The sequence below is a fragment of the Paenibacillus sp. WLX2291 genome (assembly GCF_046603665.1).
GTDB lineage: Bacteria > Bacillota > Bacilli > Paenibacillales > Paenibacillaceae > Saccharibacillus.
Genome location: NZ_CP176755.1, coordinates 2,481,405 through 2,507,836 on the forward strand (window position 1 = coordinate 2,481,405; position 26,432 = coordinate 2,507,836).

Sequence of the window (26,432 nt, forward strand, 5' to 3'; positions counted from 1 at the left end):
TAATGATCAATAGGTTAGGAGGATGCTATCGCTGCGGGTGCAGTGAGCGGCAATTCTACTTTGACAGTCATGCCGCCGCCAGGTGTTTGCCGGAAGGAGCAGCTCCCATGTAATTCGGTACAGCGGCGGCTCATATTGTTTAGCCCGAATCCATGCGTTAACGTCTGTTCTTCACGATAGCTGCCATTGTCTACAACTGTCAACTGTACAGTTGTGTCGGATTGCTGGATATTCACATCCACTTGCGTTGCATTGGCATGTCGTACAATATTCGTCAGCGACTCTTGCAATAACCGATATAACATCCGCTCTATAATATCGCCCCAACTATCATGATCGCCTTCGGAATGAAAAGTTAGCTCCAATCCGGAACGCTCTGCCACCTGAGTAGCGAGCATTCGTAGCTCGTCGTCCGTGCGCTCGCTGGCAGACCAATCCTTGACGACACTACGTACTTCAGCAAGACCTTGACGCGATACATCCAGCAGTTGATCGACCGTTTGCTCGGCTTGCTGTGGATTGGGACGGATCATCCATTTTAGTGCCTGTAGCTGCACAATAATAGAAGTAAAATGATGACCCAATCCATCGTGAATTTCGCCAGCGATGCGCGTACGTTCAGTGAGTGCGGCGTAGCGGACGGATTGTAGTGCATTTTCCTGTAAAGCATCATGTGCGCTTTGCAGCTGGCTGTGTACTTTTTCCAATTCTTCTAGCTGTTCACGGTTGATGCGATTGATACGAATATAGCGGGAAAAGCTGGTAATCCCTACATACAGACTGACCAGCGAAATGCCCATACTATACGGCAAACTGCCATCATAGCTGAATATGAGCATAAGGATACCGGTAAGAATGAGCAGTACAGTTGCCAGATGCTGACGCATCGCAGAACGAACGGATAGAATCGAGAACCATGCCCAGAGTAGCGCAAAGTATTGATCAATCGCTGTATTCAAGTACTGACTGATACATGTCATCGTAAATAAGAAGAGACTAATGATGATCAGCATCCAGTTTTTCATTTGAAAACGCCACCAGAGAAAGGAAGCGAAAAAGCAAATCATGATCAGATACACGACTGTGATCCAATCTGGATGCTGTATATAACTTTTGACCGCAAAATAGATCAAAATCAAGATGGCGCCTAACCGGAACCAAGGTCTGTTATTTTGAAGTCGTTCCAGCCGGGACGTATTCATGCACAGCTTCCTTCTTTCGTATTCAGTAATGGATGCGTGGATCATGCATGGCAATTGGATTAAAACGAACGATGATGTCGCACCAGTTGATTATATTGGATCAGTATAATGATGCGTGTCGTTACGATATTGGCAACGGCAGCTAGCAACAGTGCACCAGTCAACGCATTGCCGAGTGCAGCATGATGAGGCAATAGATAGCCTGCACCGATCATATACGATACGATGACGCGTAGTGCAATCAGAGCAACAATCGTTATGCGACTCATAATGGAAGCGCTAGTTACAATTTTACCACTGTCCGGGTCTTGATGAACAGTATGCCAGCGCGAACGGAACCAGCCCAGCATAATGCCGGCGATAGCTCCGCACAATAGCAGTAACTCAAGGGCAATGCTGCCCTGTAGTAGCGGCATAATTTGTGGAGATAGACCGATGATCAGAATAATAGGCAGAATGACTAGTGCGGTAGGGCGAACTTCTTTCGTTTTGGACATCATATTCACTCACTTTCCTGCGAATCCTAAGAACTCGCGGTTCGATTTGTTGGTTTTTTGAATTACATTCAGTATAGAAAAGATGGCATGACTCATCATCCGTATAGCGATGGAATATGCAGAAATGGTTCTCCATCCAGAGGTGGAGACGCGTGAAGAGAAAGTATGTATAGAACCTTTTAATACACATATAGAATTTATTGATTATCAGATGCGTTGACGCTGGTTCCTGCCGGATGCTAGACTGTATTCAAGTTTTAACCAACTTAAAAGGTCGGAATTATAAGATATTCAAAATTCCACATGACACGGAACGCTAACGGTTATAACCAGACCTGATCATAAAGGAGTGTTGAACTATGATTACAGTGAAAGCACCAGCCGTATACCGGAATGAACGTGGACTATTCAAACAAAGCGGTGAGCTGGTACACGCAATCGGGAACTATGCGCTAGTCATTGGAGGACGTAGAGCATTAGCAAGTGTCAGACCATCGCTGTTGCCTTCATTGGAGCAGGCAGGTGTACAGGTGCATGTGGAGACATTTGATGGATATTCCACACGGCAGGAGATTGAGTCGTATACGAATATTGCTCGTCAACTTCAAGTGAATGTCATTATCGGTGTTGGCGGTGGGAAAGTACTGGATCTGTCCAAGGCAGTTGCGCAGGAGGCTGGTATTCCGATTGTATCGGTGCCGACGATTCCGGCAACATGCGCGGCATGGTCGGCATTGACTGTACTGTACGATAGCGATGGTCAATCTGCTGGATACTTGCCGCTGAATCAATCACCTGCGTTGGTGCTTGCTGATCCCGATGTGCTGTCACAAGCACCGCGTCGTTATCTGGCAGCCGGAATCGGCGATACTCTAGTCAAATGGCATGAGTTTGCCGTCAATCTAAACGGGAATGCAGGCAGTCTTGCTTTGCGAAGCAGTGTAGGCACAGCCAAGCTCGCACTGGATATTTTGGAACGACACGCGCTCGAAGTATATGAGCAAGCAGGCAATGGACAGGTGACAGACGCTTTTACCGAAGTGACCGATTCGATTATCGTGCTTGCAGGGTTGGTCGGTACGATTCAGGATGGTTCCGCACATGCGGCGATTGCGCACGGATTGCATGATAGTTTGACCCGCTTGGAAGAAACGCATGATAGTCTGCATGGGGAAAAGGTAGCATTTGGACTGTTAACCCAGTGGGTGCTGGAAGGCAAAGAGCCGCAAGAGTTGCACCGACTTGCTTCATGGCTGCATCAGTTGGATCTGCCAGTCACTCTGAATCAGCTAGGGATTGAGAGTGATCATGAGCAGGCGGCAACGATTATTGCGAATGGATTGGCACTGCGTGAAGGTGCAGCGCAAAATCTAGCTTTTGCCGTGGATGCTGGAAGTGTGAAGCAGGCAATTCTGCGAGCGCATGAATTGGGACGCAGTTTACAGCAGCATGGAGATTATACAGCGGCTGAACAGGTGTTGCGCAGCATATCCAGCTCCCATTAAATGATCTGAATCGCTGTCGCTGTCGATCAATCCAGACAATCATTGTTACACGCCGCTACATAGCATGTAGATGCATATCTATTTTCAAAATCAGGCTTCACTATTAACGGGGAAAAGGTGATGGTTCATGAAACAACTGGTTAATCAGCGTAATTCAGCATTTGTAAGGCGCAAGTCCATATTCAAAATCGTTCCCGCACTGCTGCTTACTGCACTACTACTCGTAACAGCAGGCTGCTCCAAAGGCAGTCCAAACGCCGCCGCAGAATCGGCATCCGGTGGATCGGATAGTGGCGTTGTGCTGAAAGTCGGACAAACCGGATGGGGCAATCTGGAGCAAGGTCTAAAAGCAGCTGGACTCGACAATACGCCTTACAAGGTTGAATACAGCGTCTTCCAAGGTGGCAATCTGATTCTGGAAGCGATGGCTGCCAATCAGGTGGACTTTGGAACAACTAGCGAGATTCCGCCAATCTTCGCTTCACAGGCAGCGAATGGAGGCAATTTTAAAGTTGTTGCTGTCCAGGAAGGCAATACGCTAAATCAGGAAGTCGTCGTACCAAAAGATTCACCGATCCAAACACCTGCTGATCTAAAAGGGAAAAAGATTGCATTTGTCAAAAATACGACCGCTCACTATTTCCTATTAAAAATATTGCAGGATGCCGGGCTGACCTGGCAGGATATTCAGCCTGTTGAGTTGTCCACTGCGGATGGACTGAGCGCGCTGATCAGTGGCAAAGTTGATGTGCTGGCAAGCTATGGCAATGCGATTATCTCTGCGCACCAGAATGGAGCAACAACGCTGGCAAGCGCCAAGGACATTCTGTCCGGCAGCTTCCTCGTAACCGCTTCGGATAGCGCACTCGCCGATACCGCCAAAAAGGATGCGATCGCCGACTATCTTGATCGTTTGAACCAATTCTACGACTGGACACGCACGCATCAGGAAGATTGGGCGAAGATCACTGCCGCAGCTACTCACCAGCCGGAAGATCAGGCTTTAACGACGCTCAAAGAAGGCGAAGCACAACGCCCAAGTCATATTGTCGCCACATCCAAAGAAGCGATTGCTTCGGAGCAAGATGTCGCTGATACATTTACGGATGCAGGCGTATTATCTTCTAAAGTAGATGTATCTACTTTCTGGAGCGACGCGCTGAACGACAAGCTCAAAGCGCCGACAGCATCGAAATAAAAGAGTGAATAAAAATCGAAATAAACGCATAAATAAACACACTGTACTCTGATTACATTGCAGCGATGGAATAATCATTGTAGGAGGATCTGCTCAGATTCTAACCGAATCGCAAGGAATGGGAAATATAGTAGGGAGGTGGCACGAAGATGTCTTCCAAGTTCATATCTTCAACTGCATCTGCTCGGATGCAGGAACGTGCAGCAGCGCAGGATGCCGATGTTGAAGTGCAGCAATATCAAGCGGAAGCACCAGCCTCGTCGTCCGGTATTGTACAACAGCCGTCGACAGTCAGGACAACGACGAATGGTGGAACGGGTAGTCTGTTTCTACAGACGTGGGGCTCCCGTTTGCTACCATTCGGATTACCAGTACTGTTGATTATCGCATGGCAGTTGCTATCGACGACTGGCTGGATCACGAACAATATTTTGCCATCCCCAGCACAGGTGCTAGAAGCATTCTTCCGGCTACTAGGTACAGGTGAATTGGTAGATAATATCGCTATCAGTACGCAGCGTGCCTTGAGTGGATTTGCCATTGGCGGTGGACTCGGCTTCTTGCTCGGTGCACTTAATGGCATCTCGCGCTTGTCGGAAAAGGTATCTGATTCATCGATTCAGATGATTCGCAATATTCCACATCTATCGCTGATTCCGCTAGTCATCGTCTGGTTCGGAATCGGTGAAGAAGCGAAGCTGTTTCTCGTCTCGCTAGGGGTATTTTTCCCAGTGTATCTGAATACGTTTCATGGCATTCGTTCCGTCGATCACAGTCTGATCGAGATGGGGCGTGTATATGGACTGAGCCGGTTTGCGCTGTATACGAATATTATTTTGCCGGGTGCCTTGCCATCCATTCTGGTCGGTATCCGCTATGCGCTAGGAATTATGTGGCTCACGCTCATCGTTGCCGAGACCGTTGCCGCTGACTCTGGGATCGGGTATATGGCGATGAATGCACGTGAATTTATGCAAATGGATGTGATCGTACTAAGTATTCTGCTATATGCACTGCTCGGCAAACTGTCCGACAGCATTGCGAAGCTGTTGGAAAAGCGCTGGTTGCGCTGGAATCCATCCTTATCACGCAAGTAAACGTTGCAGCATGTACGAAACGACGAAACGCGTGCATACCATAAAATCCATACAGCAAGGAGGAAGTCAGATGACTGCATCTACAAGTGCCCCGTATTTGCATATCGACCGTATACAAAAGCAGTTCGGTGAGCGACTTATTTTGTCAGATATTGATGTACAAGTTCAAAAAGGTGAATTTATCGCCATTGTCGGTCGCAGCGGTTGCGGCAAAAGTACATTGCTGCGTCTGATTGCCGGGTTAGAGCAACCAACAAACGGGAACATCCACGTTCAGCAGGTACCCCAGTCTGCTGCCAAGGAGATGAAGCGGCAAACTACGCTGAGTTCGCGTCCCGGTGCGGACAGGCGGGGCAACATTAGTCGTCCGCGTCAAGTGGCGCGTCCGAATACCCGCTTCTTATTTCAGGAGTCTCGATTGCTACCATGGAAAACGGTGCTGGATAACGTAAGGCTAGGCATTCCAGATAAAAATCGTGATACTGCCCGTGAAGCGCTGCAACAGGTCGGATTGGGTGATCGCGAAAAGGATTGGCCTGCTGTACTGTCTGGCGGTCAGAAGCAGCGTGTCGCTCTAGCACGCGCCCTTGCCAGTCATCCTGATCTGCTGCTGCTGGATGAACCGCTCGGTGCGTTGGATGCACTGACTCGCATTGAGATGCAGCAATTGATCGAACGGTTGTGGATTGAGCAGCAATTGACGATCGTACTTGTCACGCATGATGTGAGTGAAGCGGTCGCACTTGCCGACCGGGTGTTGTTGATCGAGAATGGGCAGATTGAGCTGGATGTTCGTATTACGCTGGATCGTCCGCGTGAGCGAGATAGCGGATTTGCTCATTTTGAAAATCTGATTTTACACCGTCTGCTGAAGCGTGAGGAGCATCCGCATCCATTGGAACAGAAGCGCCAACCGAGCTTTTCGATCTGATATAGGCAGATGCCGTACGATACAGATGCAATGGATCAGAAACCATTCGACATAGGAGGGGATACGATGAGTGATCTGTCATCTCGGGATTCGCAGCTTCCTGCAACCGGTCAACTTGCCGATGATGTGTGGAAGCATGCAGATCAGCAACTAACAGGGGATGGGCAATCGACGGAATTAGAACATCATCATCCGCTCGCGTATCGGCAGGCGGTATTGGATGATGTGGTTGAGCTGCATCAGGTGATCATCGATGCGTACGAACCGTTACGCCAGCTACAGATTCCATTTCCGGCAGGCTATGCGACTGTAGAGGCGATTGAGCACAATATCGCTGCGCATGAGTGTTATGTGCTACTGCGTGACGGTCAGATTGCAGCTACGGTCACACTGGATCGCGAAGATCAGCCGCGCTTGAAGGCATTGAGCGATCTGCCATTTATTCGCTGGTTTGCTGTTGCTCCTCAGTTCAAAGGGCAAGGAGATGGCGCTCGTCTGCTAGATTGGGTTGAGCAGCAGATCATTCTGGGCAAACACAACCAGCCCGGCGTTATGCTGGCAACAGCATCGCGTCATCCGTGGTTGGCAGCAATGTATGAGCGCAAAGGGTATCGCATCTTTCACGATTATGTGAATAGTGGCGAGCATATTGTGTATATGGCAAAGCAATTGAATCCTGAAGTGAATTTTCAGTCCCTGCTGCATGTGTAGCAGAAGACAATGAGTATAGTAGAGTATCAGCAACGTCTACAAGACAAATACATTTCATCTGTTTCCATTCCAAAGGAGGAACTTTATCATGTCCAATTCACATACTAATGCACAGGAATTTCAAGCAAACAACGGGAAAATCGTCGTCTGGAGCAAAACGGGTTGCCATTTCTGCCAGGAGATCAAAACGTATCTGGAAACAAACGGCTACGAGTACAGCAATCTGGAAGTAGCGGGCAACGATGTACTGCGCGATGTGCTGGACGCCAAATACGGTATTCGTCATGTGCCGGTCGTGGAAGTCGGTCACGGGGGCAGTTATACGGCGCTGCTAGAACCGGATCTGGAGAAGCTGCAACAATTGCTGCAACAACAGGCTCAAGTATCGGTGTAAGTAGAGGCGCGTTATAACGTACAACGTACAATAGAGAGGATGAATGCAATGAGCAAGCGTCAATTGAAATTTGGAGCGATTATTCATGGCGTGGGCGGCAGTATGTCCACTTGGCGTCACCCGGAGGTGCTGTCGGATGCCAGCGTGAATTTTGACTTTTACAAGCGTCAGGCATTGAAGGCGGAAGAAGGCAAATTTGATCTGGTATTCATCGCAGACGGTCTGTTTATTAATGAAAAATCGCTGCCGCATTTTCTTAATCGGTTTGAGCCGGTAACGATTCTGTCGGCGCTAGCAGGCGTCACATCCAAAATCGGTCTGGTAGGCACGATCTCGACTAGCTATAGCGAACCGTTTACAATCTCGCGTCAGCTGGCTTCGCTGGATCATATTAGCGGTGGACGTGCGGGCTGGAATGTGGTGACATCGCCGCTGGAAGGCACAGCGTTGAACTATAGCCGCGACCGTCATCCGTCTCATCCAGAGCGCTACAAGATCGCGTCTGAATATCTAGACGTTGCCAAAGGGCTGTGGGATTCGTGGGAAGAAGATGCGTTTGTACGCGATAAAGAAAGCGGCGTGTTCTTTGACCCGGACAAGCTGCATACGCTGAATCATCAGGGAGAATACTTCTCCGTGCAGGGACCGCTGAATATCGGGCGTACGCCGCAGGGGCAGCCGGTGATTTTCCAAGCAGGCTCATCCGAAGATGGCAAAAACCTCGCTGCTCGCTCGGCGGACGCGATCTTCACTGGTCAGGAGACGCTGGCGGATGCACAGGCGTTCTATCAGGATGTGAAGAGTCGTGTCACCGGATATGGACGGGACGAGGACGAAGTGAAGATTTTGCCGGGCATTACGCCTATTATTGGACGTACGGAGGAGGAGGCAGAGCAGAAGTATCAGGAGATCGCTAGTCTTGTGACGATCGATAAGGCGCTGCAATACTTGGGACGCTTCTTCGATCATCATGACTTCTCGCAGTATCCGCTGGATGAGCCATTCCCAGAGCTGAACGGCATCGGAAGTAACAGCTTCCGCAGCGGCACTGACAAGATCAAAAAGGATGCCAAAGAGCGCAATCTGACGCTGCGTGAAGTAGCACTGCAATCGGCAACGCCGCGCAGCAACTTTATCGGTACAGCCGAGCAGGTAGCTGACCGCATTCAGGAATGGTTTGAGCAAAAAGGAGCAGACGGATTCATTATCCATTCTGATCTGCCGTCGGGATTGCATGATTTTGTCGATCAAGTGGTGCCGATTTTGCAGGCGCGTGGCATCTATCGTGAAGACTATGAGCATACTACATTGCGTGAGAATCTGGGTGTGCCTATTCCGCAAAATCGTTATGCTGCCAAGCCGGTGAACAGCTGAGCATAAGGTGATGACCAGAGATGTATGATTTTCCCATTCTGGTGACAAGTGGCGAAAGTGCGCGTCCCGCCTGACTTTTTCTTTTCCAAAAGCTGGCGGAACGCGTTCTGTACCCGCGAAACCCGTTGACATTGCACAGTTCACAACCTATGATACATAAAACCAAGTTAAATGATTGGTAAAATAAGATTTGGTGAATACAAGCTATATTCATACACTGATGAAAGGGGAATGCACCGTGAACATTGAGAATATGGAAGCTTTTGTGTACATCCATCATTACGGCAGCTTTAACAAGGCGGCAGAGATTCTGTTCCTGTCCCAGCCTTCCGTCACCGCGCGAATTCAATCGCTGGAGAGAGAACTAGGCTGCAAACTGTTCGAACGGCTTGGACGTCAGATTGTGCTGACCGAAGAAGGTAGACGCTTTTTGCCGTACGCTCAACAAGTATTGCAAGTGCTGCAAAAAGGTAGACAACGGATTCAAACGGTCAAGACAACACCAGAGGAGCTGACCATCGGATGCACCATTTCCGTATCCAATTATGTCATTCCGGAGCTGTTACCCCAATTGAAGTTACAATATCCACAAACCAATTTTAAACTGATTACGGCAACGACCGACCAGCTCGTCAGCCGTCTATTGAATAAAGAAATTGATATTGGATTTGTACGCAAAATGATGCATCCGTCGATCCGTACCGTATCTTCTTACGAAGATCCGATTTCATTGTATGTGTATGCCGACCACCCGTTTGCGTATCGTCCGCCTACATCGATTGCCGCACTGGAACGCCAGCAGCTCGTCTTTTTCGAATGCGGCTCACTCGACTGGCTGCGCATCCACCGTGTATTCGAAGCGATGGAATCGCCACCAGAGATCGCCTTTCAGGTTGATCACTCCGAAACCGCCAAGAAACTCGTTCTGCAAAAAGCCGGCATCGCCTTCTTACCCGGCTTGAGCGTACACGAAGAAGTCAAACAGGGCTTGCTCGTCCGTGTTCCACTGCCGGAAATCGAAGGCATCTCCCTGCAAACGAGCCTGGTCACGCTAAAAGAACAACCTGCCCACATGACATCCATGATGGCGGATCTGCTGCGAGACGTCGACTACTTCCGCCGCCAAGAACAACCCGAAATCGCCGTCCCCGGTTAACGAGGACGACCATACCAAAGAGAAACATAATCACCAAGCTCAATCAAACAAACAAATCTATACCAATGCATACCAATCGACACATAACACCAATCCATCCATACATCACGCAACACCCGACAAACAAACTGCAACCCATACCAGCCAACGACACCACCAGCGGGGCGAGCCAACCAAAGCACGCCCCGTTTGGCATTGTAAAATCAATAGCTAACTAACTATATACACCATTCACAACATCTTCCATGTTATATCATTTCATACCCTAATAACACGAATAGAATTTGCCTATATCAACTCACAACGATTTTTTCAAAAAAATTCTATTGATCACTTGATACTCTATTAATCATCAAGGTTTTCATGTTTCCCACTGCCGCCCACCCAAAAGGTGGAGGTTGCACGGAACGGAGGGAAGGAAATAAGGGAAATGGAACGACCTTGGAGGTGCGAGAATCTACATGTAATCCTAATCCGTAGATTCTCGTGCCTCCACCGGAGTTCCATTCCCTTATTCCTTCCCGCAGTGGATTCAACCATTCACCACCCTACCTATAGATTTGTTCAATACCCATATAGAATCTTTCGATTAAAACCTGCATTGACGCTACCCATCACAAGATGATAGATTTATCGCACATCCACTACATCTGGTTGCAACACACAGTCGCTGGATAAAATCCGATTAAAAAGATAAGAATTTGGGGGAATAGGTAATGAACAACAGACAAAGCCAATTCAAGACATGGAATTACTTCACAAAAGGACCGATATTCGCACTGATGGCACTGATGCTCTTTTTATCCGGGTGCGCCTCGGTTAGCGAATCAAGCGGCGGTTCCGCAAGCAGTACGACAACCGCATCATCCGGTAATGCCGATGCAGCAAGCTCCAATGGAGTTCGCAAAATCATTGTCGGAACAGGTACGCAATTTCCGAATGTGTGCTTTATCGATGAGAATGGCAAGCTGACCGGTTACGATGTAGAGCTGGTACGCGAGATCGACAAGCGTCTGCCGGATGTGGAGTTTGAATTCAAAACGATGGAATTCTCCAACCTGCTGCTGAGTCTGGAAACGAACAAAATCGACTTCGTTGCTCACCAGATGGAAACGAACCCGGAACGGGAGGAAAAGTACCTATTCAACAAAGTGCCATACAGCATTTTCCTGAACCGGGTAGCGGTAGCGAAGGATAACAATACAATCCAAGGTCTGGACGATCTGAAAGGTAAAAAAGTACTGACTGGCGCAACAAGCAACGCCGCGTACTTACTGAACCAATACAACAAGACACATAACAACGCGATTGATGTAGTCTACACAAGCGGTGCAGCTAACGATACCGTACAGCAAGTCGTTTCTGGACGTGTCGATGCAACGATCACAACGGACTTTGCCAACCGCTTCAACACCGATGCAGACGGCAATGTAGCACTGAAAACAGTCGGTGAGCCACTAAACGAGTCCAACGTATACTTCGTCTTCCGCAAAGACGAGCAAGCACTGTCCGATGAGATCGACAAAGCCGTAACGGAAATCAAAGCCGATGGCACACTGAAAAAACTGAGCGAGCAATGGCTGGGCGATGACTTTACCAAAACATTGGCTGAAGCCAAAGTGACAGGTCAATAAGGTTATACGTATGCATCATTCTAATTCTATTCATGGCAGGGAGGAACAGACATGAGCAGACGTTTTGACATTAACTATGTGTTTGACTTTATACCGAAGCTACTGGCGTATCTGAACATCACGCTGCTCATCGTCGGCAGCTCGATAGCACTGGGGCTGCTGATCGGTTTGCTGGTCGCACTGCCGAGACTGTACAACGTGCCTGTATTGCAGCGCATCTCGCGCATTTATGTATCGTTTTTCCGTGGTACGCCGATTTTGATCCAATTGTTTCTGATCTATTACGGATTACCGGAAATACTTGGTTGGCTGCATATCGATGTATCTCGCTTTTCCGTACTATACTTTGTCATTCTGACGTATGCGCTGAATAGCGGGGCATTCATCTCTGAGATGATCCGGGCAGCGGTGGAAGCAGTGGACAAAGGACAGATTGAGGCAGCACATTCCATCGGTATGAACGGGTATCAGACATTTCAACGTATTATTTTGCCACAGGCATTGGGAGTCTCAGTGCCGCTGTTCGGCAATCTAGTGATCGGGAATCTAAAAGACACCTCGCTCGCCTTCACACTTGGAGTTATGGAGATGACCGGGCGCTCGCAAACACTCGGTACGGCGACTCAACATTTTATCGAAACGTATATCGCATTGTCGTTGATCTACTTTGTCATCAGCGTCATTTTGGAACGCGGCTTTATCTGGTTGGAGCGTTATCTGAACCGGTATGCACGTACCGATCAGGTGGAACCACGTGCACGCTCTTTCCGGCGCTGGCAACTGCGACCCATTCCACTTAACGGAAAAGGAGGCAAAAACGGATGAGCTTTGATCCTTCATTTATGTGGACAGCGTTTCTCAGTCTATTCCAAGCGTTACCGACAACGCTGCTCATTACGGCAGTCTCCGTCATTGCTGGCTTCGTGATTGGCGGTGTGGTGGCATTGAGCCGGATTTATCGCATTCCGGTGCTGGCACAGCTGTCTGCGGCATATGTTACCTTTGTTCGCGGTACGCCGATGCTGATGCATCTGTTGCTCATTTATTTCGGGCTACCGCTCCTGATCGACGGCATCGCCAAAGCACTGGGGAGTTCTTTCACATCCGCTTCGATTCCACTCATCGGCTTTGCTTGTATCGCTTTTTCCATTACGGCAGGAGCGTACATGTCCGAGGTCGTGCGCGCCGGTATTCTGGCGGTAGATCGCGGTCAGATAGAAGCGGCACATTCGATTGGGATGACAACGCCGCAGGCATTGCGCCGGATCGTATTCCCGCAGGCATTGGCAGTGAGTTTGCCCAATCTGTCCAACTCCGTAATTGGTATGCTGCATGGTTCCACACTGGCGTACACGATATCCGTCGTGGAGATTAATGCGCAAGCACAGGTCGTCGCTGCGGACAATTGGAAATATTTTGAGGCGTATGTAGCAGCTGCATTGTTGTTCTGGGGACTAACTGTCCTGATCGAACGATTGAGCGGCTGGCTGGAATATAGACTAAACAGCTTTCAACGAGGAGGTGCGCTATGATCGCGCTGGAGAAGATCAGCAAGTCGTTTGGTAAGCATGAGGTGTTAAAACAGATCGACCTGTCGGTGGACAAAGGCGAAGTCGTCGTCATCCTCGGTCCTAGCGGCTCTGGTAAAACGACGCTGCTACGCTGTATCAACTATTTGGAGCGTCCAGATCAAGGACAGATTCAGGTAGGCAAGCACAAGGTGAGTGGCAAGCATCCGTCACGCCATGACATTCACCAGCTACGTCAACAGACTGCGATGGTATTTCAACAATACAATCTGTTCAAGCACAAGACGGCACTGGAAAATGTGATGGAAGGATTAACGGTAGTACGCCGCATTCCACGCAGTGAAGCGGAAGAAATCAGTACCCGAATGCTGCAAAAGGTCGGTCTGGGTGAGAAGCTCAACCACTATCCAAGTCAGCTATCCGGTGGTCAGCAGCAGCGTGTCGGCATTGCCCGCGCACTGGCGCTCAATCCTGAAGTGATTCTGTTTGACGAGCCGACTTCGGCACTGGACCCAGAACTGGTTGGCGAGGTGCTAGAAGTCATTCGGCGCATTGCGGAAGAGGGCATTACGATGATTATCGTTACCCATGAAATGGGCTTTGCCCGCGATGTGGCAAGCCGCGTCGTGTTTATGGATGGCGGGGTTGTAGTGGAGCAGGGCAAGCCGGACGAGATTTTCCAGCGTCCACGCGAGGAGCGTACCAAGCAATTCCTGCGCCGCATTACGCCAGAAGCGAATTATTCGATCTAGTGATCTGATGTCGATGATCTGATCCAAAGAAATGATACAGCAAGCATGTGAACCTAGTAGATACGGCAACAGATGAGCCTATATGCAACTTACTGAATCAAACAGATAAAGAATGGAGGATATGAGATGACTATGCCTGTTGGAATATTGGATCAAACGCCAATTTATGAAGGGGAAACTGCTGAGCAGTCCTTTGCCCGTACGATTGAACTGGCACAGCTTGCGGAACGACTCGGTTATCGACGCTTCTGGGTGTCGGAGCATCACGATTCGGCGAGTGTGTCTGGTTCGTCGCCGGAGGTGCTGATCTCCTATCTGCTAGCATGTACCAATCATATTTTGCTTGGTTCTGGTGGGGTCATGCTACAGCATTATAGCCCGTACAAAGTTGCCGAGAACTTCAATGTGTTGGCGGCGCTGGCACCCGGACGGGTGGAGCTGGGCATCGGTCGTGCACCGGGTGGACTGCCGCGTTCAACGCGTGCGCTGCAAGGCGAGCATGGAGATCCGCGCTCATTAACAGACAAGCTATTGGAGACGCGTAATTATTTGCACAATCGGATAGCTGATGATCATGCGCTGGCAGGCATTCATGTCAGCCCGCAATCCGCACATCCGGCATCTATTTTCCTACTCGGTGCAAGTCGTGACAGTGCGGAATTGGCTGCACGTCAGGGGCTGCCGTATGTATTCTCACTGTTCATTAATGGCGATGAAGAGGTAGCGCTGGAAGCGGTACAGGCGTATCGTGCATCGTTCGTACCATCCGCCGAGCTGGCAGAGCCGCATGTCATTCTGGCGCTGTCCATCATCGTAGCGGATAGCGATCAGGAAGCAGATGAGCTGGCAGGCGAGAATTTGTCAGTCAAAATCCATCTGGAAAGCGGTCGCGTGCTCACCGTGGGCACCGTTGCACAAGCCGAGGAATTCGGTCGCCAATCGAATGAAACGTTCCGCATCGAAGTAAAAGAAGCCAAAGTCGTCAAAGGCTCTCCCAATCACGTATATGAACAGCTATCTCATATCCGCGAACGCTTTGGCATTCAGGAGATTATTACACATACCGTAATTCGTGATTTTGATAAAAAAGTACGTTCGTTTGAGTTGTTGCAACAGGTATTCGTACAGCATGGAGAAGAGAATGGGATAACCAACTCTACCGCTGAACTGGACACATCGACAGCAGCGCGGTAGCATACCGTTATACATTTGCCATCACATCATGAGAGGAGCGGACTACCGATGACATTAACCGAAGCATTGCAGGAACGGCTGGTGGAGGTGCGCCGTCATCTGCACCGCCATCCTGAGCTATCTGGAGAGGAGATTGAGACGACAGCGTATATTCGCCAGCAGCTGCTTGCTGCTGAGATTCGTATTTTGGATACACCGCAGCTAAAAACAGGCATTATCGCTGAAATCGGATCTGCGAACGGCCCTATTGTAGCGTTACGTGGCGATATTGATGCGTTACCAGTGCAGGAGGAGACCGGGCTACCGTTTGCATCGGAAATTCCCGGTAAAATGCACGCCTGCGGGCATGACTTTCACACCGCATCGCTACTTGGTGCCGCCTATTTGCTAAAGCAACAGGAGGATCAACTGTCAGGTAAAGTCCGCTTGATTTTTCAACCTGCTGAGGAAAAGGCGAAAGGTGCTCAGCAAGTTATCGCTGCTGGTGCATTGGAAGGAGTATCCGCAGTATTCGGATTGCATAACAAGCCGGATCTGCCAGTCGGAACGATCGGTGTTAAGGAAGGCGCACTGATGGCGGCGGCTGACGGATTCCGTGTAGACGTGCGTGGCAAAGGTACACATGCCGCTGTGCCAGAAGCTGGACTTGATCCAATTGTAATTGCTGCGCATATCATTACCGCACTGCAATCGATCGTCAGCCGCAGTATTAGTGCACAGGATAGTGCCGTCATTAGCGTTACACAGCTGAATAGTGGTCATGTTTGGAATGTGATTCCCGATCTGGCTCGTCTGGAAGGAACGATTCGTACGTTTGATGAGAATGTACGCCGTCATGTACGTCAACAATTTGAGCAGGTGACTCACGGTGTAGCATCGGCATTCGGTGGCACCGTTACTGTCAAATGGATCGACGGTCCGCCGCCTATCCATAATGATGCCGAGTGGGTACCTGTGGTAGAGCAGGCTGTACAGGCTGCCGGGTTGCAGACGATTGTTCCAGCTGTATCGCCAGCGAGCGAGGATTTTTCTTTTTATCAGCAGGAAGTGCCGGGTGTATTCCTGTTTGTCGGCACATCCGGTCCGCAGGAGTGGCATCATCCGGCATTTGATGTGGATGAACAGGCGCTGAGCAGTACTGCTACTGTGCTAGCACAAACTGCGCAGCATGCGCTAAACAAACTATCCAGCTCCAATAACGTTCGCGTATAACATTTGGATCTGAACGATGTACAGTTTTCATATCAGAAAGGTGGTTATTCTTGTGACTCAACCTGTGTCGCAACCTGATCTGTCGCTGTTGTCTCGTCATATTCCATCAACACCGTCCATTGGTAGTACAACAGTTACGCATGAAGATCATGTGCATCTATCGTTTGGCTTTGCTGCACCGCATTTGTTCCCGATTGCTGAGTTGGAGCAGGCATCGGGGCAAGCGATCACGAGCCATGGGCGACAGGCATTGCAATATTCGGGCGCACCTGGTCCTGAGTATATTTTGGAATGGGTATTGAACCGTGCGCAGCATAACGGTATAGAAGCGCAGCGCTCTGACGTGCTGATTACATACGGTGCCACACAAGGCTTGTCGCTAGCTGCGCAATTGTTACTGGAGCCGGGCGATGAAGTGTGGACGGAAGCGCCGACCTTTTTTAGCGCTTTACAGGCTTTTCGTTTGTCCGGTGCGGCGATCTCTTCCTTTTCATTGCAGGAGGATGGGCTGGATATCGACGCATTGGAAGAAGCGCTCATTCAGGCAAAAACCGAAGGTCGCGCGTTGCCGAAACTGCTCTATACGATGCCAACGTATCACAATCCCGGTGGTGTAACGTTATCGCTAGTGAAGCGCCATCGTCTGGCGGCACTGGCACGCGATTATAATTTCTACCTGCTGGAAGATGATGCTTACGCGGAACTGAACTTTACAGGCGAGTACTTGCCTACCTTGTATTCGCTCGCACCGGAGCGGACCATCTACCTGAATACCTTTTCCAAAATCATCGCTCCCGGCATCCGTCTCGGTTGGGCGATCGCGCATCCGCTGCTGATCGATAAGCTGCGCATCCTGATGCTTGGTGGCAGCACGGGCGTCTTCACACAGGAGATTTTGGCATCGTTGCTGTCGCGCTTGAACTTTGAACAACACTTGGATCAGCTGAACGATCATTACCGGACACAACGCGATATTATGGCGCATGCGATTGATCGTCATTTTGGGGATGAAGTTCATTATGTACTGCCAGAAGGTGGCTTCTTCCTATGGCTCACGTTCCCAGAGTCCGTCGATACGACCATACTTCAACAATTGGCAGCCAATCAGGGCGTGAGCATCGTAGACGGGCGTAGCTTCTACCCAGATCGTAATACTCACCACCATGTACGCCTCTGCTTCAGCTATTGCACCAGCGACCAAATCGAAAAGGGCATTGTCCGTTTAGCAGCCGCCTACGCACAATACAAACAAAGTGCAACGACAAAATCAGATCAATCCATCTCAACCGCAACTATATAAGCATGTAAAGTAACTACAAATGATCGTGTAAATAAACCATAATAAACCCTTTGCCTATGCAAATGACTCTTATGTTTGACAAAGAGTGATGTGCATATGTGGAAGGGTTTTTGTGTATCTTTATACAAAGTCGTTACTTCATACGATGAATAAGAGAAATATATGCAACACATAGTAAGGAAATAAAATCTCAGGTCTAATTTAAATTAACAACAAATTAATTGTTGACAATATATATCAATCCCGTTATGATAAATGCAAGCAAGAATCATGTATGCAAGGTATAATACTATTTAAATTAATTAATTTATTTAAAGGGTGAGAAAAGTGGATAATAAAGATACACTGGCACTGGAACAGCACCTCTGCTTTTCTCTTTATGCAGGTTCACGGGCAATCACGCGCATGTACTGGCCGATGCTTGAAGAAATGGGCATTACCTATCCGCAGTATCTGGCACTTGTCGTGCTGTGGGATAAACGCGAGTGCACCATTAAGGAACTGGGTAAGGAGATTTATTTGGACTCTGGTACAATGACATCGATGTTGAAGCGGATGGAAGAAGCCGGATTGATCACACGTCAACGCTCGGTAGAGGATGAACGTGTTGTCAAAATTCGCATTACGGATAACGGTATGGAGCTGCGCGAGCGTTCTGCTTGTATCCCACAATCGCTGCTGCAATCAACGGGATTGAGCCGCGATGAACTGGAAAATCTGAATCAACAAATTCGCCAGATTATCGGTAAACTGAAAGTATAAATAGATGTATAGATCGCAAAGGAACCGGGTTTCGGAACATTTGTTTCGATGCCCATCCTTTTGTTTACAAATTTTGTATACAAAATAATTGTTAAAAATGCAGAAATGGAAAGTAGTAGAAGTTGAAAATAGTGTTTGTATATTCCGGATTGCTCATGCTGTGGCAAAGCGGAGGCAGTCGTTTATATAAATGATCGTATGTGTACGCAACCGCTGCTTTACTTTTTCCCTTATCGCATCATTCATATATGGAAAAGCGCTTGTTCCGCAGGTGGAATAAGCGCTTTTGTATGTTGCGCCGGAATATTCTATTTATTCGCGAAACGAGTAACACCTGCCGGGTGTACAAAAAACAGTAACATGCTATGATAATTTACAGGAATAAGAAAGAGAGGGACAGGATGGAGTGTCAATATGAGATGTACGGCACTTTCCCGTATACTATTCCGGGGATAATGGTAAAGGACAAGTCAGCACAGGAGGGAACAGATATGGGTTCACGAATGATGCATTATTGTATTGCCGCACTGATCGAGAGTAGGTTAGGCTGGCATGACCGTCAGTTTATGCTAGGCAATCTGGCGCCGGATGTGGTGGAATACGCAGCCAATGACCGGAGCAAGCGCCGCTCTCATTTTATTCGGTTGGATTCGACGGGGGAAGGTTTTTTTGATCTGGAACGGTTTGCCGCTACATATTTGCGGGAACAGCGCAGTCCATTTCATATTGGCTATTATTTTCACCTGCTGACCGATGATCTGTGGATCAAAAAGATTTATGCGCCGTATATTAGCAAACTTGCACCAGAGGACAGACAGGAAGCAAAAGAGAAATACGAACGCGATCTGTGCCGATTGGACAGCCAGTTGCCTGCTTATTATGGCGTTGTATATACACAATTGAACGATGAGGTTGTTGCCATGCCGGAAGCAGATCTGAAGCTGTTACCACTGCTGGTGAGTGATTTGGAAAATGAACTGCTGCATCCTGAAGATACGCCTGCGCCTGTGGAATCATTGGAATTGCTGCGATGGGATGACGTGATAGCGGTGCTGGAAGAGACAGTGCAAGCCTGCTTGACCCAATTACGCATGTGGGAAGAAGCGGATACAATGTTTTTCCGACACGGATATCGGCAGACGCTGGAAGGCAATCTGTAATGTTGTGGATTAGCTGGAAGTAGAGCTTGAAGGTTGTTTATCTGCTGCTGGATTATTGATTTGGCAGCGCGTTTTACATAGCAATAGAGGGATACATGGACTTCAAACAATCTATAATCAGATACACAGAATGATGCATCGTTGATTAATCTGGTCAAAAGGAGTGAAGATTGTGGGCGATTTTTTATCTGAATCTAAGCAGCGTGATCCGCTATTGCTATCGTTTCCTCAACAATGGACAAGTGAGCGGTTGTTGATCCGTGCCCCGCGTCCGGGCGATGGTGCTGTTGTAAATGAAGCGATTGTAGAGAGTGAAGTGGAGCTGGCACCCTGGATGACTTGGGCTCATCCGCTGCCAACGGTGGAACAGTCGGAAACAAATGCGCGGCGCGGGCATATTAACTTTTTGGCGCGTGAGGATCTGGTGTTGTATATATTTAATCTGCAAACAGGTGCATTTGTCGGTAGTAGCGGGCTACATCGGATCGATTGGGAACTTCGCAGCTTTGAGCTAGGCTATTGGGTCAGATCGTCGCAGGCGGGACAGGGCTTTATTACAGAAGCAGTACATAGTATTAGCAATTTTGCGATTCGGTATTTACACGCCAATCGTCTGGAAATTCGCTGCGATGAGAATAATCATGCGAGTGTGGCGGTTGCTCGCAGAGCTGGTTTTACGTTAGAAGCCAAATTGCGTAATGCGAGAAGGGATCAGCAGGGCAAGCTAGGTAATACGATGATATTCTCAAAAGTTCATGGTGTGGAATATGATCGGAATGAATGGGCGATGGAGGAATGAATATGACAACTATCAACATACGGCGTGCTCAGGCAGGAGATGCGGCAGAGATTGCCCGTCTGTGTGAACAGCTTGGTTATGCTGCAACGACAGAGGAAATTATAGAACGACTGACCGGATCGCTCAACAATGAGCAGCATGCAATCTATGTAGGCGAACTGGAAGCAGTTCCAACTCAGCTGGCAGGCTGGATTCATGTAGTGGGTAGATATTTGCTGGAATCGGCGCCTTTTGTAGAAGTTGGCGGTCTGGTCGTCGATGAACAAATCCGTGGCACTGGATTAGGTCGACGCTTGCTAGAGCAGGGCGAGCAATGGGGACGGGAGCAGAAGTATGAAATGATTCGTCTGCGCTCGGCTGGTCATCGGCTGGAGGCACATCAATTTTACAAACATGTTGGATATGACAATTTCAAAATGCAGCAGGTATTTCAGAAACGTCTGTAGATAGAGGCATGATAGCAAATCGTCGCTGAAAGTTCTTTGAAAGTTAGCTGAGAGTTAGCAGAGGGTTCGCTGAACGTTCGTTGTCCGGCAGGAAAAGGTATCATAGGTTGACCCGCATCTTCTATAGAAATGCGGGTTTTTGGCATGTTGATCTGCTTTCTCATGAGCCGTCGCACAACATAAGCCGCAGCGCAGAGCTTGATGAGGTAAGGCTTGATAAGGTTCGATAAAGCTCATATTTGACATACCGGACGATATATATGCCATATTTACGCGCAATTGTGAACATGTGTAGAATGTACATAAGCAACAACGATAACAAATCCAATCCTGACAAGCGAGGTAATCTACAGATGAATCCGTTATCCGCAGTTCCCGAACCGAAGCTTGCTTTTCAACCGAAACATTATGTATGTCGCCGTGCCGTCGGACAGAGTGATTGGAGTGGCAGACTGGATCAGCCGTTCTGGCAACATGCGGAGTGGACGGATGAGTTTGTCGATATTGAAGGGCATCTTCGTCCGCACCCAACCAAACAAACGAGAGTCAAAATGTTGTGGGACGACGACTATTTTTATATCGCTGCTGAGATGCTGGAGGACGAAATTTGGGCGTATCAGACAGAGCGGGATTCGGTTATTTTTTACGATAATGACTTTGAGATTTTTATTGATCCAGATGGGGATAGCCATCAATATTATGAATTTGAGATCAATGCACTTGGAACGGTGTGGGATCTGCTGCTGGTCAAACCGTATCGAGATGAGGGACCACCGATCAACGGTTGGGACATTAGCGGTCTGAAGACTGCTGTACATATCGATGGACAATTGAATCAGCCGAATGCAGACAATCGGATGTGGTCGGTGGAGATTGCGATGCCGTGGCGCAGCTTACAGGAATGTGCGCCTCACAAGCGTCCGCCGCTGGCTGGCGAGCATTGGCGGGTAAACTTCTCACGGGTGGAATGGCAGGTGGATGTGGTGGATGGACAATATGTGAAGCGCAGCGATCCAGCTACCGGCAAACCGTTACCAGAAGATAACTGGGTATGGAGCCCGCAAGGTGTCGTCAATATGCACTATCCCGAAATGTGGGGCTATGTGATCTTCGACGATGCAGCAGTAACCCAAACCACATCTCCACATACGATCCATGCACCACAGCAGAGTGAGCTGGAACAGCTAAAATGGACACTGCGCCGTCTGTATTACAAACAGCGACTCTATGCGGAACAGCATGGTGTGTACAGCAATGACATACAGTCACTTCTGACAATTGGCGATACGGACTTCCCGTTACTCGTTCCGTCGCAGTTATCTATTCAAACGACAAATAGCCTGTTCCAGCTATCCGCTCCCATGCGTGATCATCAGACGCTGGTCTGCATTCGGCAGGACGGTCTGATCTGGCAGGAACATACGAAGCCACATCCAACAACTGGCACCGGAGGGAACGCACAATGACAGTACAGCAGGAATATGGTCTGAATCGGCAGGACATCGCGGACAAGCTGGCATGGAAACGACAGCAGATCAGCGGGCGTGAGCAGGAATTATTTGGCGTGTTGGAGCAACCGTTAGAGCCGGAGGAGCGCCTGCTGCTGGAATGGCTGTATGCCTACATGCCGCTGCATGATCTGGCAGATTATGATGGTGAATATTTTCTGAAGCATGTGCGCCATGTATTACAAGTACGTCAGAATATGCCGTGGGGAACAGATATTCCAGATGAACTATTTGTACGCTTTGTGCTGCCGTATCGGGTGAATAATGAGAATATCGATAACAGCCGCATCGTGATATACGATGAGTTGGCACCGCGGGTGCAGCAGTTGTCGTTGCATGATGCGATTTTGGAAACCAACTACTGGTGTCATGAACGGGCGACGTATATCGGCACGGATATTCGCACCGTTTCACCGCTGACGATTATGCGAACAGCGCTCGGACGATGCGGAGAGCAATCGACATTTACCGTAACTGCGCTTCGTAGTGTCGGCATTCCAGCGCGTCAATGTTATACCCCGCGCTGGGCGCATTGCGACTCCAATCATGCGTGGGTAGAAGCGTGGGCAGATGGACAATGGCATTATTTAGGTGCTTGTGAACCGGAACCGGTGCTGGATGAAGGCTGGTTCCGCTTACCGGCAAAACGCGCAATGCTCGTCAATACGCGAATCGCTGGTCCAGCAGACGGTCCTGAGGAAGTTTGCTCTACCCATCCTTGGTATAACGAAATTAATATGCTGGATCGATATGCAGCTACTCGCACTTTGACTGTTAGAACAGTGGATAATCATGGACAACCGCTAGCTGCGGAGGTGCAGTATCAGCAGTACAATGCAGCTGAATTTTTCCCATTGTCGATTCTGAATAGTGGGGATAACGGTGTCGTGAGTCTGACAACCGGATATGGTGATCTGCTATTACATGCGCGTACAGTGGATGGACAGTTGTGGGGAGAGCAGTTGGTATCGGCGCAGGAGATGGATGTGACCTTGGTATTGACAACAGATGCCCAATTGGAGGCATCGCCGTTGAAGCAGTCTACCGGAACATTGCAATGGAAAATGTCGCCATCACCTGCACCTACCGCTGAAGAAGGACCAGAAGTAACGGATGCCCAGCGCGAACGACATGAACAGCGCGTACAGGAAGGCACTGCGATCCGCACCGCCTTTGAACAGACCTTTGTAACCGCAGAACAGGCAAAAGCAGCAGCGGAGAAATGGCAATTACCGGTGGCAGATATCCAATCGATTTTGCAGTCAGCCAAAGGCAACGGGGCAGAAATTATGGCATTTCTGGAGCAATGTGCCTCAGCGCAGCGTGAATTAGCGCTACGCTTGCTGCAAAGTTTGCGACCCAAAGATCTACACGATACGTTTACAGTGTCGCTCCATGATCATCTGCTGGGAGCAGCGGAGTATGAAGGGCAATGGAGCAGCGACCGAGATACCTTTAATCAGTATGTGCTGTGTCCGCGTGTGCATTTTGAGATGATTGCGCCGTATCGGAGTTATTTTGGCAGTCTGTGGAACGAGCAGCAGAAGACGGACTATCGTCAACATCCACAGCAACTGGCAGATGCGTTGCAGCAGCAAATTGTAGTGCTAGAGCAGATCGACCGTTATCCGGGTATGGCAACACCCGCTGGGGCGCATCGTCTCGGTGTAACCGATTCGCTGAGTCGGGACATCGTATTCGTAGCTGCTGCGCGCAGTCTCGGCATTGCCGCTCGTCTCGAACCGTTAAATCAGCTACCGCAGTACTGGCAGCAAAATCAATGGCATGATCTGCAAACTGGCGCAGCGGAACGTTATACTCAATCTGGTAAAGGAGTTGCCGAAGATGCAGCCAACGATCTGTTTACCGCTGTACCTTCGGCAGATGAGAACCCGACTGTTGTTCCATCGCACAACAACATTCTGTTAGCGGCAGATGGTGGCAAAGGGCATGTTATATTCCGTCAAAGCACCGAAGGCGATTCGGCACAGGAACCGGTGTACTATCAGAACTTTACACTTGCTTTGCTAGAGCAGGGGTTGTATCGTACGCTGCATCTGCCGTACGGGGGCAAGCAGGTGTGCGACCATCCGTATGAAGTGCTGCCCGGTCAATATCGGCTAACGACAGGTACACGGCTTAGCGACGGCTCAGTGCTTGGACGATTTGCCTATTTTACCGTGAAAGCTGGTGAAACGGTAGAGACGCCGCTCGTCTTCCGCCCAGCGCATGAAGAGGTGCCGATACTGAGTGAACAGTTGCCGGGCAAAGTACGACAATGGATTGCACCGCAGCCGGAAGCGGTATTGCCAAGCAGTATCATTCTGGCATGGCTGGAACCGGAGCGTGAGCCGACCAAGCATCTACTACGTGAATGGAGCGAATGGCAGCAGGAATGGAATCATCGACCAGAAGCACTGCATCTGCTTGTTCAGCATGAACGGGAGCGGGAGATGCTAATTACACAACCATTGCCGCGTCAGTCTTCCATTGCAATTGATGAGCGCTTAGAAGCATTGGCGCAGTTGCCGGAAGTATTGGAACAGGTGCGTGGTCAACAACGTCCGGTTGTGCTCGTCGTGGATGAGCAGCAACGGATTCGTTTCTCCGTACAAGGATACAAGCCGGGGACAGCAAGCGATGTTGTGAAGATTCTGGATCAATTGATGCCTGCCAATGCTGCAAGCGATCATTGAAACGGAGTATGCAAGCATAGATACAATGATGATATACCAGTAGCAAAATGGTCATGTTAGCGAACAAATTAGCGGACGAATATAGAGTTAAAGCTAAGGAAGCCGTATGTAGCACGGCTTCCTTTTTTTGGTTAGATGGATTGTTCGTGGTACAATAAACACGAACTTCTTACTTCCTACTACAACGTTATGCTACGAACATTTGCACTCAAGGTGGACTACATATGCTTGCATTCAACATTTTTAAACGTTGGCGTTACTCATATAACGCTTTCTTCCAGCATCATCCGGTACTGAAATGGATGTTACGATCCGCATTCCTGCTCATTGTTACTTCGTTTGTACTAGCAGAAATACTTGTGCTATCGCGTTTCAGTGAAGAAGACGATGTGACCGTCGATGCGCATTATATCATTATCCTCGGTTCCGGTCTGAAAGGAGCAGAACTGACCGACACGCTGCGTATGCGATTGGACGAAGGTCTATCATACTGGCAACAACATCGTGATCGCAAAATTATCGTATCTGGTGGGCAAGGTAAAGATGAAGATGTGCCAGAAGCGGTAGCGATGCGAGATTATCTACTTCAGCAGGGCATACCAGAAAACGCTATATTGCTCGAGCGCCGTTCAACCAGCACGTACGAGAATTTACTATTTTCCAAGCAAGTGATAGATCAGGATGGATATCATGCCGAACATGATGCAGCGGTAATCGTAACGAGTAATTATCATATGTATCGCGCTTGCTGGATCGGCAAGCAACTTGGGTATGATCCGGTATATGCTCGTACTAGTAAGGTTCCTTGGAAGGACTTGCCATACAATATGCTGCGCGAATATCCGGCGCTGATCAAAGCGCTACTGATGACCAGTTAGACAATGTTGAATCACAGGGATGGAAAGGGGATATGCGTATGAATACCTTACTTGTCAAAAATCCCAGCAATCGTTACGGACTGATGGCGGTGCTACTGAATATTTTCCTGATTGGCATTCTGTTCGGCAGAACGATGACTCCGCAAAATGAACAGAGTATCTGGTATTACGGTTTGGGCGCTGTGCTGATACTGTATGTAGTGTATGCCCTCATTTTGCTATTGCAGCAATTCAGCAAACCGAAGGAAGTGCATTTGGAGCCGACAGCGCTGCGTATTGGTAACCATCTGTTAGAGACGGATGACATTGATGAGATTAGAGTAGGTGGACGCTTTGCGACAGTGATCGCTATCAAGCCAAAAGGGAAAAAAGTCGTTCCATTGCGGTACTGCTTTAGCTTTGCCAATAATGAGGACGAGGGCATCGTCTCGCTCGGTACATGGGCGGAAGCACATCAGATAGCGATGATCAATCGTCAGTTCATGCGATGGATTTGA

25 protein-coding genes are annotated in these 26,432 nt (G+C 48.9%); 23 read left to right on the plus strand and 2 right to left on the minus strand.

Features of this window, described 5'->3' with window-relative positions; all coding sequences use genetic code 11:
- Nucleotides 1–14 precede the first annotated feature (14 nt).
- Nucleotides 15–1,202, minus strand: a complete 1,188-nt coding sequence (locus tag ACDE64_RS10715; protein ID WP_411349985.1) for a sensor histidine kinase — start codon at nt 1,200–1,202, stop codon at nt 15–17.
- 59 nt (nt 1,203–1,261) lie between these two features.
- Complete coding sequence (locus ACDE64_RS10720; protein ID WP_411349986.1) at nt 1,262–1,702, minus strand: hypothetical protein; 441 nt, start codon at nt 1,700–1,702, stop codon at nt 1,262–1,264.
- Nucleotides 1,703–2,058: 356 nt separating this feature from the next.
- Here ACDE64_RS10720 and ACDE64_RS10725 point away from each other — a divergent pair, with 356 nt between their 5' ends.
- The 23 genes from ACDE64_RS10725 to ACDE64_RS10835 all read left to right on the plus strand — a co-directional run bounded on the left by ACDE64_RS10725 (nt 2,059) and on the right by ACDE64_RS10835 (nt 26,432).
- Nucleotides 2,059–3,204 carry an iron-containing alcohol dehydrogenase family protein gene (locus ACDE64_RS10725; RefSeq protein WP_411349987.1) on the plus strand — a complete coding sequence of 382 codons (1,146 nt, stop codon included), beginning with the start codon at nt 2,059–2,061 and terminating at the stop codon, nt 3,202–3,204.
- 127 nt (nt 3,205–3,331) lie between these two features.
- Nucleotides 3,332–4,402: an ABC transporter substrate-binding protein gene (locus ACDE64_RS10730; protein ID WP_411349988.1), complete on the plus strand. Its 1,071-nt coding sequence runs from the start codon at nt 3,332–3,334 to the stop codon at nt 4,400–4,402.
- Nucleotides 4,403–4,551: 149 nt separating this feature from the next.
- Nucleotides 4,552–5,499: an aliphatic sulfonate ABC transporter permease SsuC gene (gene ssuC, locus ACDE64_RS10735; RefSeq protein ID WP_411346449.1), complete on the plus strand. Its 948-nt coding sequence runs from the start codon at nt 4,552–4,554 to the stop codon at nt 5,497–5,499.
- Between the two features lie 70 nt (nt 5,500–5,569).
- Complete coding sequence (locus tag ACDE64_RS10740) at nt 5,570–6,430, plus strand: ATP-binding cassette domain-containing protein (protein WP_411349989.1); 861 nt, start codon at nt 5,570–5,572, stop codon at nt 6,428–6,430.
- 66 nt (nt 6,431–6,496) lie between these two features.
- Complete coding sequence (locus ACDE64_RS10745) at nt 6,497–7,141, plus strand: GNAT family N-acetyltransferase (RefSeq protein ID WP_411349990.1); 645 nt, start codon at nt 6,497–6,499, stop codon at nt 7,139–7,141.
- An 88-nt stretch (nt 7,142–7,229) separates the two neighbouring features.
- On the plus strand, nt 7,230–7,535 hold the full coding sequence (locus tag ACDE64_RS10750) for a glutaredoxin family protein (RefSeq protein WP_411346452.1): 306 nt from the start codon (nt 7,230–7,232) through the stop codon (nt 7,533–7,535).
- A gap of 48 nt (nt 7,536–7,583) precedes the next feature.
- Nucleotides 7,584–8,909: an LLM class flavin-dependent oxidoreductase gene (locus ACDE64_RS10755; protein ID WP_411349991.1), complete on the plus strand. Its 1,326-nt coding sequence runs from the start codon at nt 7,584–7,586 to the stop codon at nt 8,907–8,909.
- A 238-nt stretch (nt 8,910–9,147) separates the two neighbouring features.
- Nucleotides 9,148–10,065 (plus strand): LysR family transcriptional regulator, encoded by a 918-nt coding sequence (locus ACDE64_RS10760; RefSeq protein ID WP_411346454.1) that lies wholly within the window; start codon nt 9,148–9,150, stop codon nt 10,063–10,065.
- A gap of 791 nt (nt 10,066–10,856) precedes the next feature.
- A complete protein-coding gene (locus ACDE64_RS10765) occupies nt 10,857–11,699 on the plus strand; it encodes a transporter substrate-binding domain-containing protein (RefSeq protein ID WP_411350270.1) in 843 nt (280 codons plus the stop codon).
- Nucleotides 11,700–11,750: 51 nt separating this feature from the next.
- Entirely contained in the window at nt 11,751–12,524 is a 774-nt protein-coding gene (locus tag ACDE64_RS10770; RefSeq protein WP_411349992.1) for an amino acid ABC transporter permease, read from the plus strand.
- Nucleotides 12,521–13,231 (plus strand): amino acid ABC transporter permease, encoded by a 711-nt coding sequence (locus ACDE64_RS10775; RefSeq protein WP_411346456.1) that lies wholly within the window; start codon nt 12,521–12,523, stop codon nt 13,229–13,231. Before ACDE64_RS10770 ends, ACDE64_RS10775 begins: the two co-directional genes overlap by 4 nt.
- On the plus strand, nt 13,228–13,980 hold the full coding sequence (locus tag ACDE64_RS10780; RefSeq protein WP_411349993.1) for an amino acid ABC transporter ATP-binding protein: 753 nt from the start codon (nt 13,228–13,230) through the stop codon (nt 13,978–13,980). Before ACDE64_RS10775 ends, ACDE64_RS10780 begins: the two co-directional genes overlap by 4 nt.
- Before the next feature lie 126 nt (nt 13,981–14,106).
- Nucleotides 14,107–15,174, plus strand: a complete 1,068-nt coding sequence (locus tag ACDE64_RS10785; RefSeq protein WP_411349994.1) for an LLM class flavin-dependent oxidoreductase — start codon at nt 14,107–14,109, stop codon at nt 15,172–15,174.
- A gap of 48 nt (nt 15,175–15,222) precedes the next feature.
- Nucleotides 15,223–16,386 carry an amidohydrolase gene (locus ACDE64_RS10790; protein WP_411349995.1) on the plus strand — a complete coding sequence of 388 codons (1,164 nt, stop codon included), beginning with the start codon at nt 15,223–15,225 and terminating at the stop codon, nt 16,384–16,386.
- Nucleotides 16,387–16,438: 52 nt separating this feature from the next.
- Nucleotides 16,439–17,686 (plus strand): PLP-dependent aminotransferase family protein, encoded by a 1,248-nt coding sequence (locus tag ACDE64_RS10795; RefSeq protein WP_411349996.1) that lies wholly within the window; start codon nt 16,439–16,441, stop codon nt 17,684–17,686.
- Nucleotides 17,687–18,013: 327 nt separating this feature from the next.
- Nucleotides 18,014–18,448 (plus strand): MarR family winged helix-turn-helix transcriptional regulator, encoded by a 435-nt coding sequence (locus ACDE64_RS10800; RefSeq protein ID WP_411346461.1) that lies wholly within the window; start codon nt 18,014–18,016, stop codon nt 18,446–18,448.
- A gap of 491 nt (nt 18,449–18,939) precedes the next feature.
- Nucleotides 18,940–19,608: a hypothetical protein gene (locus ACDE64_RS10805; RefSeq protein WP_411346462.1), complete on the plus strand. Its 669-nt coding sequence runs from the start codon at nt 18,940–18,942 to the stop codon at nt 19,606–19,608.
- A gap of 172 nt (nt 19,609–19,780) precedes the next feature.
- Complete coding sequence (locus ACDE64_RS10810) at nt 19,781–20,407, plus strand: GNAT family N-acetyltransferase (protein WP_411349997.1); 627 nt, start codon at nt 19,781–19,783, stop codon at nt 20,405–20,407.
- Between the two features lie 2 nt (nt 20,408–20,409).
- Complete coding sequence (locus ACDE64_RS10815; protein WP_411349998.1) at nt 20,410–20,853, plus strand: GNAT family N-acetyltransferase; 444 nt, start codon at nt 20,410–20,412, stop codon at nt 20,851–20,853.
- Between the two features lie 353 nt (nt 20,854–21,206).
- Nucleotides 21,207–22,319 (plus strand): carbohydrate-binding family 9-like protein, encoded by a 1,113-nt coding sequence (locus ACDE64_RS10820; protein ID WP_411349999.1) that lies wholly within the window; start codon nt 21,207–21,209, stop codon nt 22,317–22,319.
- On the plus strand, nt 22,316–25,057 hold the full coding sequence (locus ACDE64_RS10825; protein WP_411350001.1) for a transglutaminase-like domain-containing protein: 2,742 nt from the start codon (nt 22,316–22,318) through the stop codon (nt 25,055–25,057). The genes ACDE64_RS10820 and ACDE64_RS10825 overlap by 4 nt, the downstream gene beginning before the upstream one ends.
- A gap of 224 nt (nt 25,058–25,281) precedes the next feature.
- Nucleotides 25,282–25,935 carry a YdcF family protein gene (locus ACDE64_RS10830; protein WP_411350002.1) on the plus strand — a complete coding sequence of 218 codons (654 nt, stop codon included), beginning with the start codon at nt 25,282–25,284 and terminating at the stop codon, nt 25,933–25,935.
- Between the two features lie 38 nt (nt 25,936–25,973).
- The gene (locus tag ACDE64_RS10835) at nt 25,974–26,432 is read left to right on the plus strand and encodes a hypothetical protein (RefSeq protein WP_411350003.1); all 459 of its coding nucleotides are present in this window, start codon (nt 25,974–25,976) and stop codon (nt 26,430–26,432) included.

Bases quoted from the DNA above. Each gene is read 5' to 3' on its own strand.
- ACDE64_RS10745 (WP_411349990.1), top strand. From the start codon at position 6,497: ATGAGTGATCTGTCATCTCGGGATTCGCAGCTTCCTGCAACCGGTCAA.
- ACDE64_RS10835 (WP_411350003.1), top strand. From the start codon at position 25,974: ATGAATACCTTACTTGTCAAAAATCCCAGCAATCGTTACGGACTGATG.
- ACDE64_RS10750 (WP_411346452.1), top strand. From the start codon at position 7,230: ATGTCCAATTCACATACTAATGCACAGGAATTTCAAGCAAACAACGGG.
- ACDE64_RS10715 (WP_411349985.1), bottom strand. From the start codon at position 1,202: ATGAATACGTCCCGGCTGGAACGACTTCAAAATAACAGACCTTGGTTC.
- ACDE64_RS10765 (WP_411350270.1), top strand. From the start codon at position 10,857: ATGCTCTTTTTATCCGGGTGCGCCTCGGTTAGCGAATCAAGCGGCGGT.
- ACDE64_RS10805 (WP_411346462.1), top strand. From the start codon at position 18,940: ATGGGTTCACGAATGATGCATTATTGTATTGCCGCACTGATCGAGAGT.
- ACDE64_RS10785 (WP_411349994.1), top strand. From the start codon at position 14,107: ATGACTATGCCTGTTGGAATATTGGATCAAACGCCAATTTATGAAGGG.
- ACDE64_RS10830 (WP_411350002.1), top strand. From the start codon at position 25,282: ATGCTTGCATTCAACATTTTTAAACGTTGGCGTTACTCATATAACGCT.
- ACDE64_RS10780 (WP_411349993.1), top strand. From the start codon at position 13,228: ATGATCGCGCTGGAGAAGATCAGCAAGTCGTTTGGTAAGCATGAGGTG.
- ACDE64_RS10755 (WP_411349991.1), top strand. From the start codon at position 7,584: ATGAGCAAGCGTCAATTGAAATTTGGAGCGATTATTCATGGCGTGGGC.
- ACDE64_RS10720 (WP_411349986.1), bottom strand. From the start codon at position 1,702: ATGATGTCCAAAACGAAAGAAGTTCGCCCTACCGCACTAGTCATTCTG.
- ACDE64_RS10815 (WP_411349998.1), top strand. From the start codon at position 20,410: ATGACAACTATCAACATACGGCGTGCTCAGGCAGGAGATGCGGCAGAG.
- ACDE64_RS10770 (WP_411349992.1), top strand. From the start codon at position 11,751: ATGAGCAGACGTTTTGACATTAACTATGTGTTTGACTTTATACCGAAG.
- ACDE64_RS10825 (WP_411350001.1), top strand. From the start codon at position 22,316: ATGACAGTACAGCAGGAATATGGTCTGAATCGGCAGGACATCGCGGAC.
- ACDE64_RS10775 (WP_411346456.1), top strand. From the start codon at position 12,521: ATGAGCTTTGATCCTTCATTTATGTGGACAGCGTTTCTCAGTCTATTC.
- ACDE64_RS10725 (WP_411349987.1), top strand. From the start codon at position 2,059: ATGATTACAGTGAAAGCACCAGCCGTATACCGGAATGAACGTGGACTA.
- ACDE64_RS10820 (WP_411349999.1), top strand. From the start codon at position 21,207: ATGAATCCGTTATCCGCAGTTCCCGAACCGAAGCTTGCTTTTCAACCG.
- ACDE64_RS10740 (WP_411349989.1), top strand. From the start codon at position 5,570: ATGACTGCATCTACAAGTGCCCCGTATTTGCATATCGACCGTATACAA.
- ssuC (WP_411346449.1), top strand. From the start codon at position 4,552: ATGTCTTCCAAGTTCATATCTTCAACTGCATCTGCTCGGATGCAGGAA.
- ACDE64_RS10790 (WP_411349995.1), top strand. From the start codon at position 15,223: ATGACATTAACCGAAGCATTGCAGGAACGGCTGGTGGAGGTGCGCCGT.
- ACDE64_RS10730 (WP_411349988.1), top strand. From the start codon at position 3,332: ATGAAACAACTGGTTAATCAGCGTAATTCAGCATTTGTAAGGCGCAAG.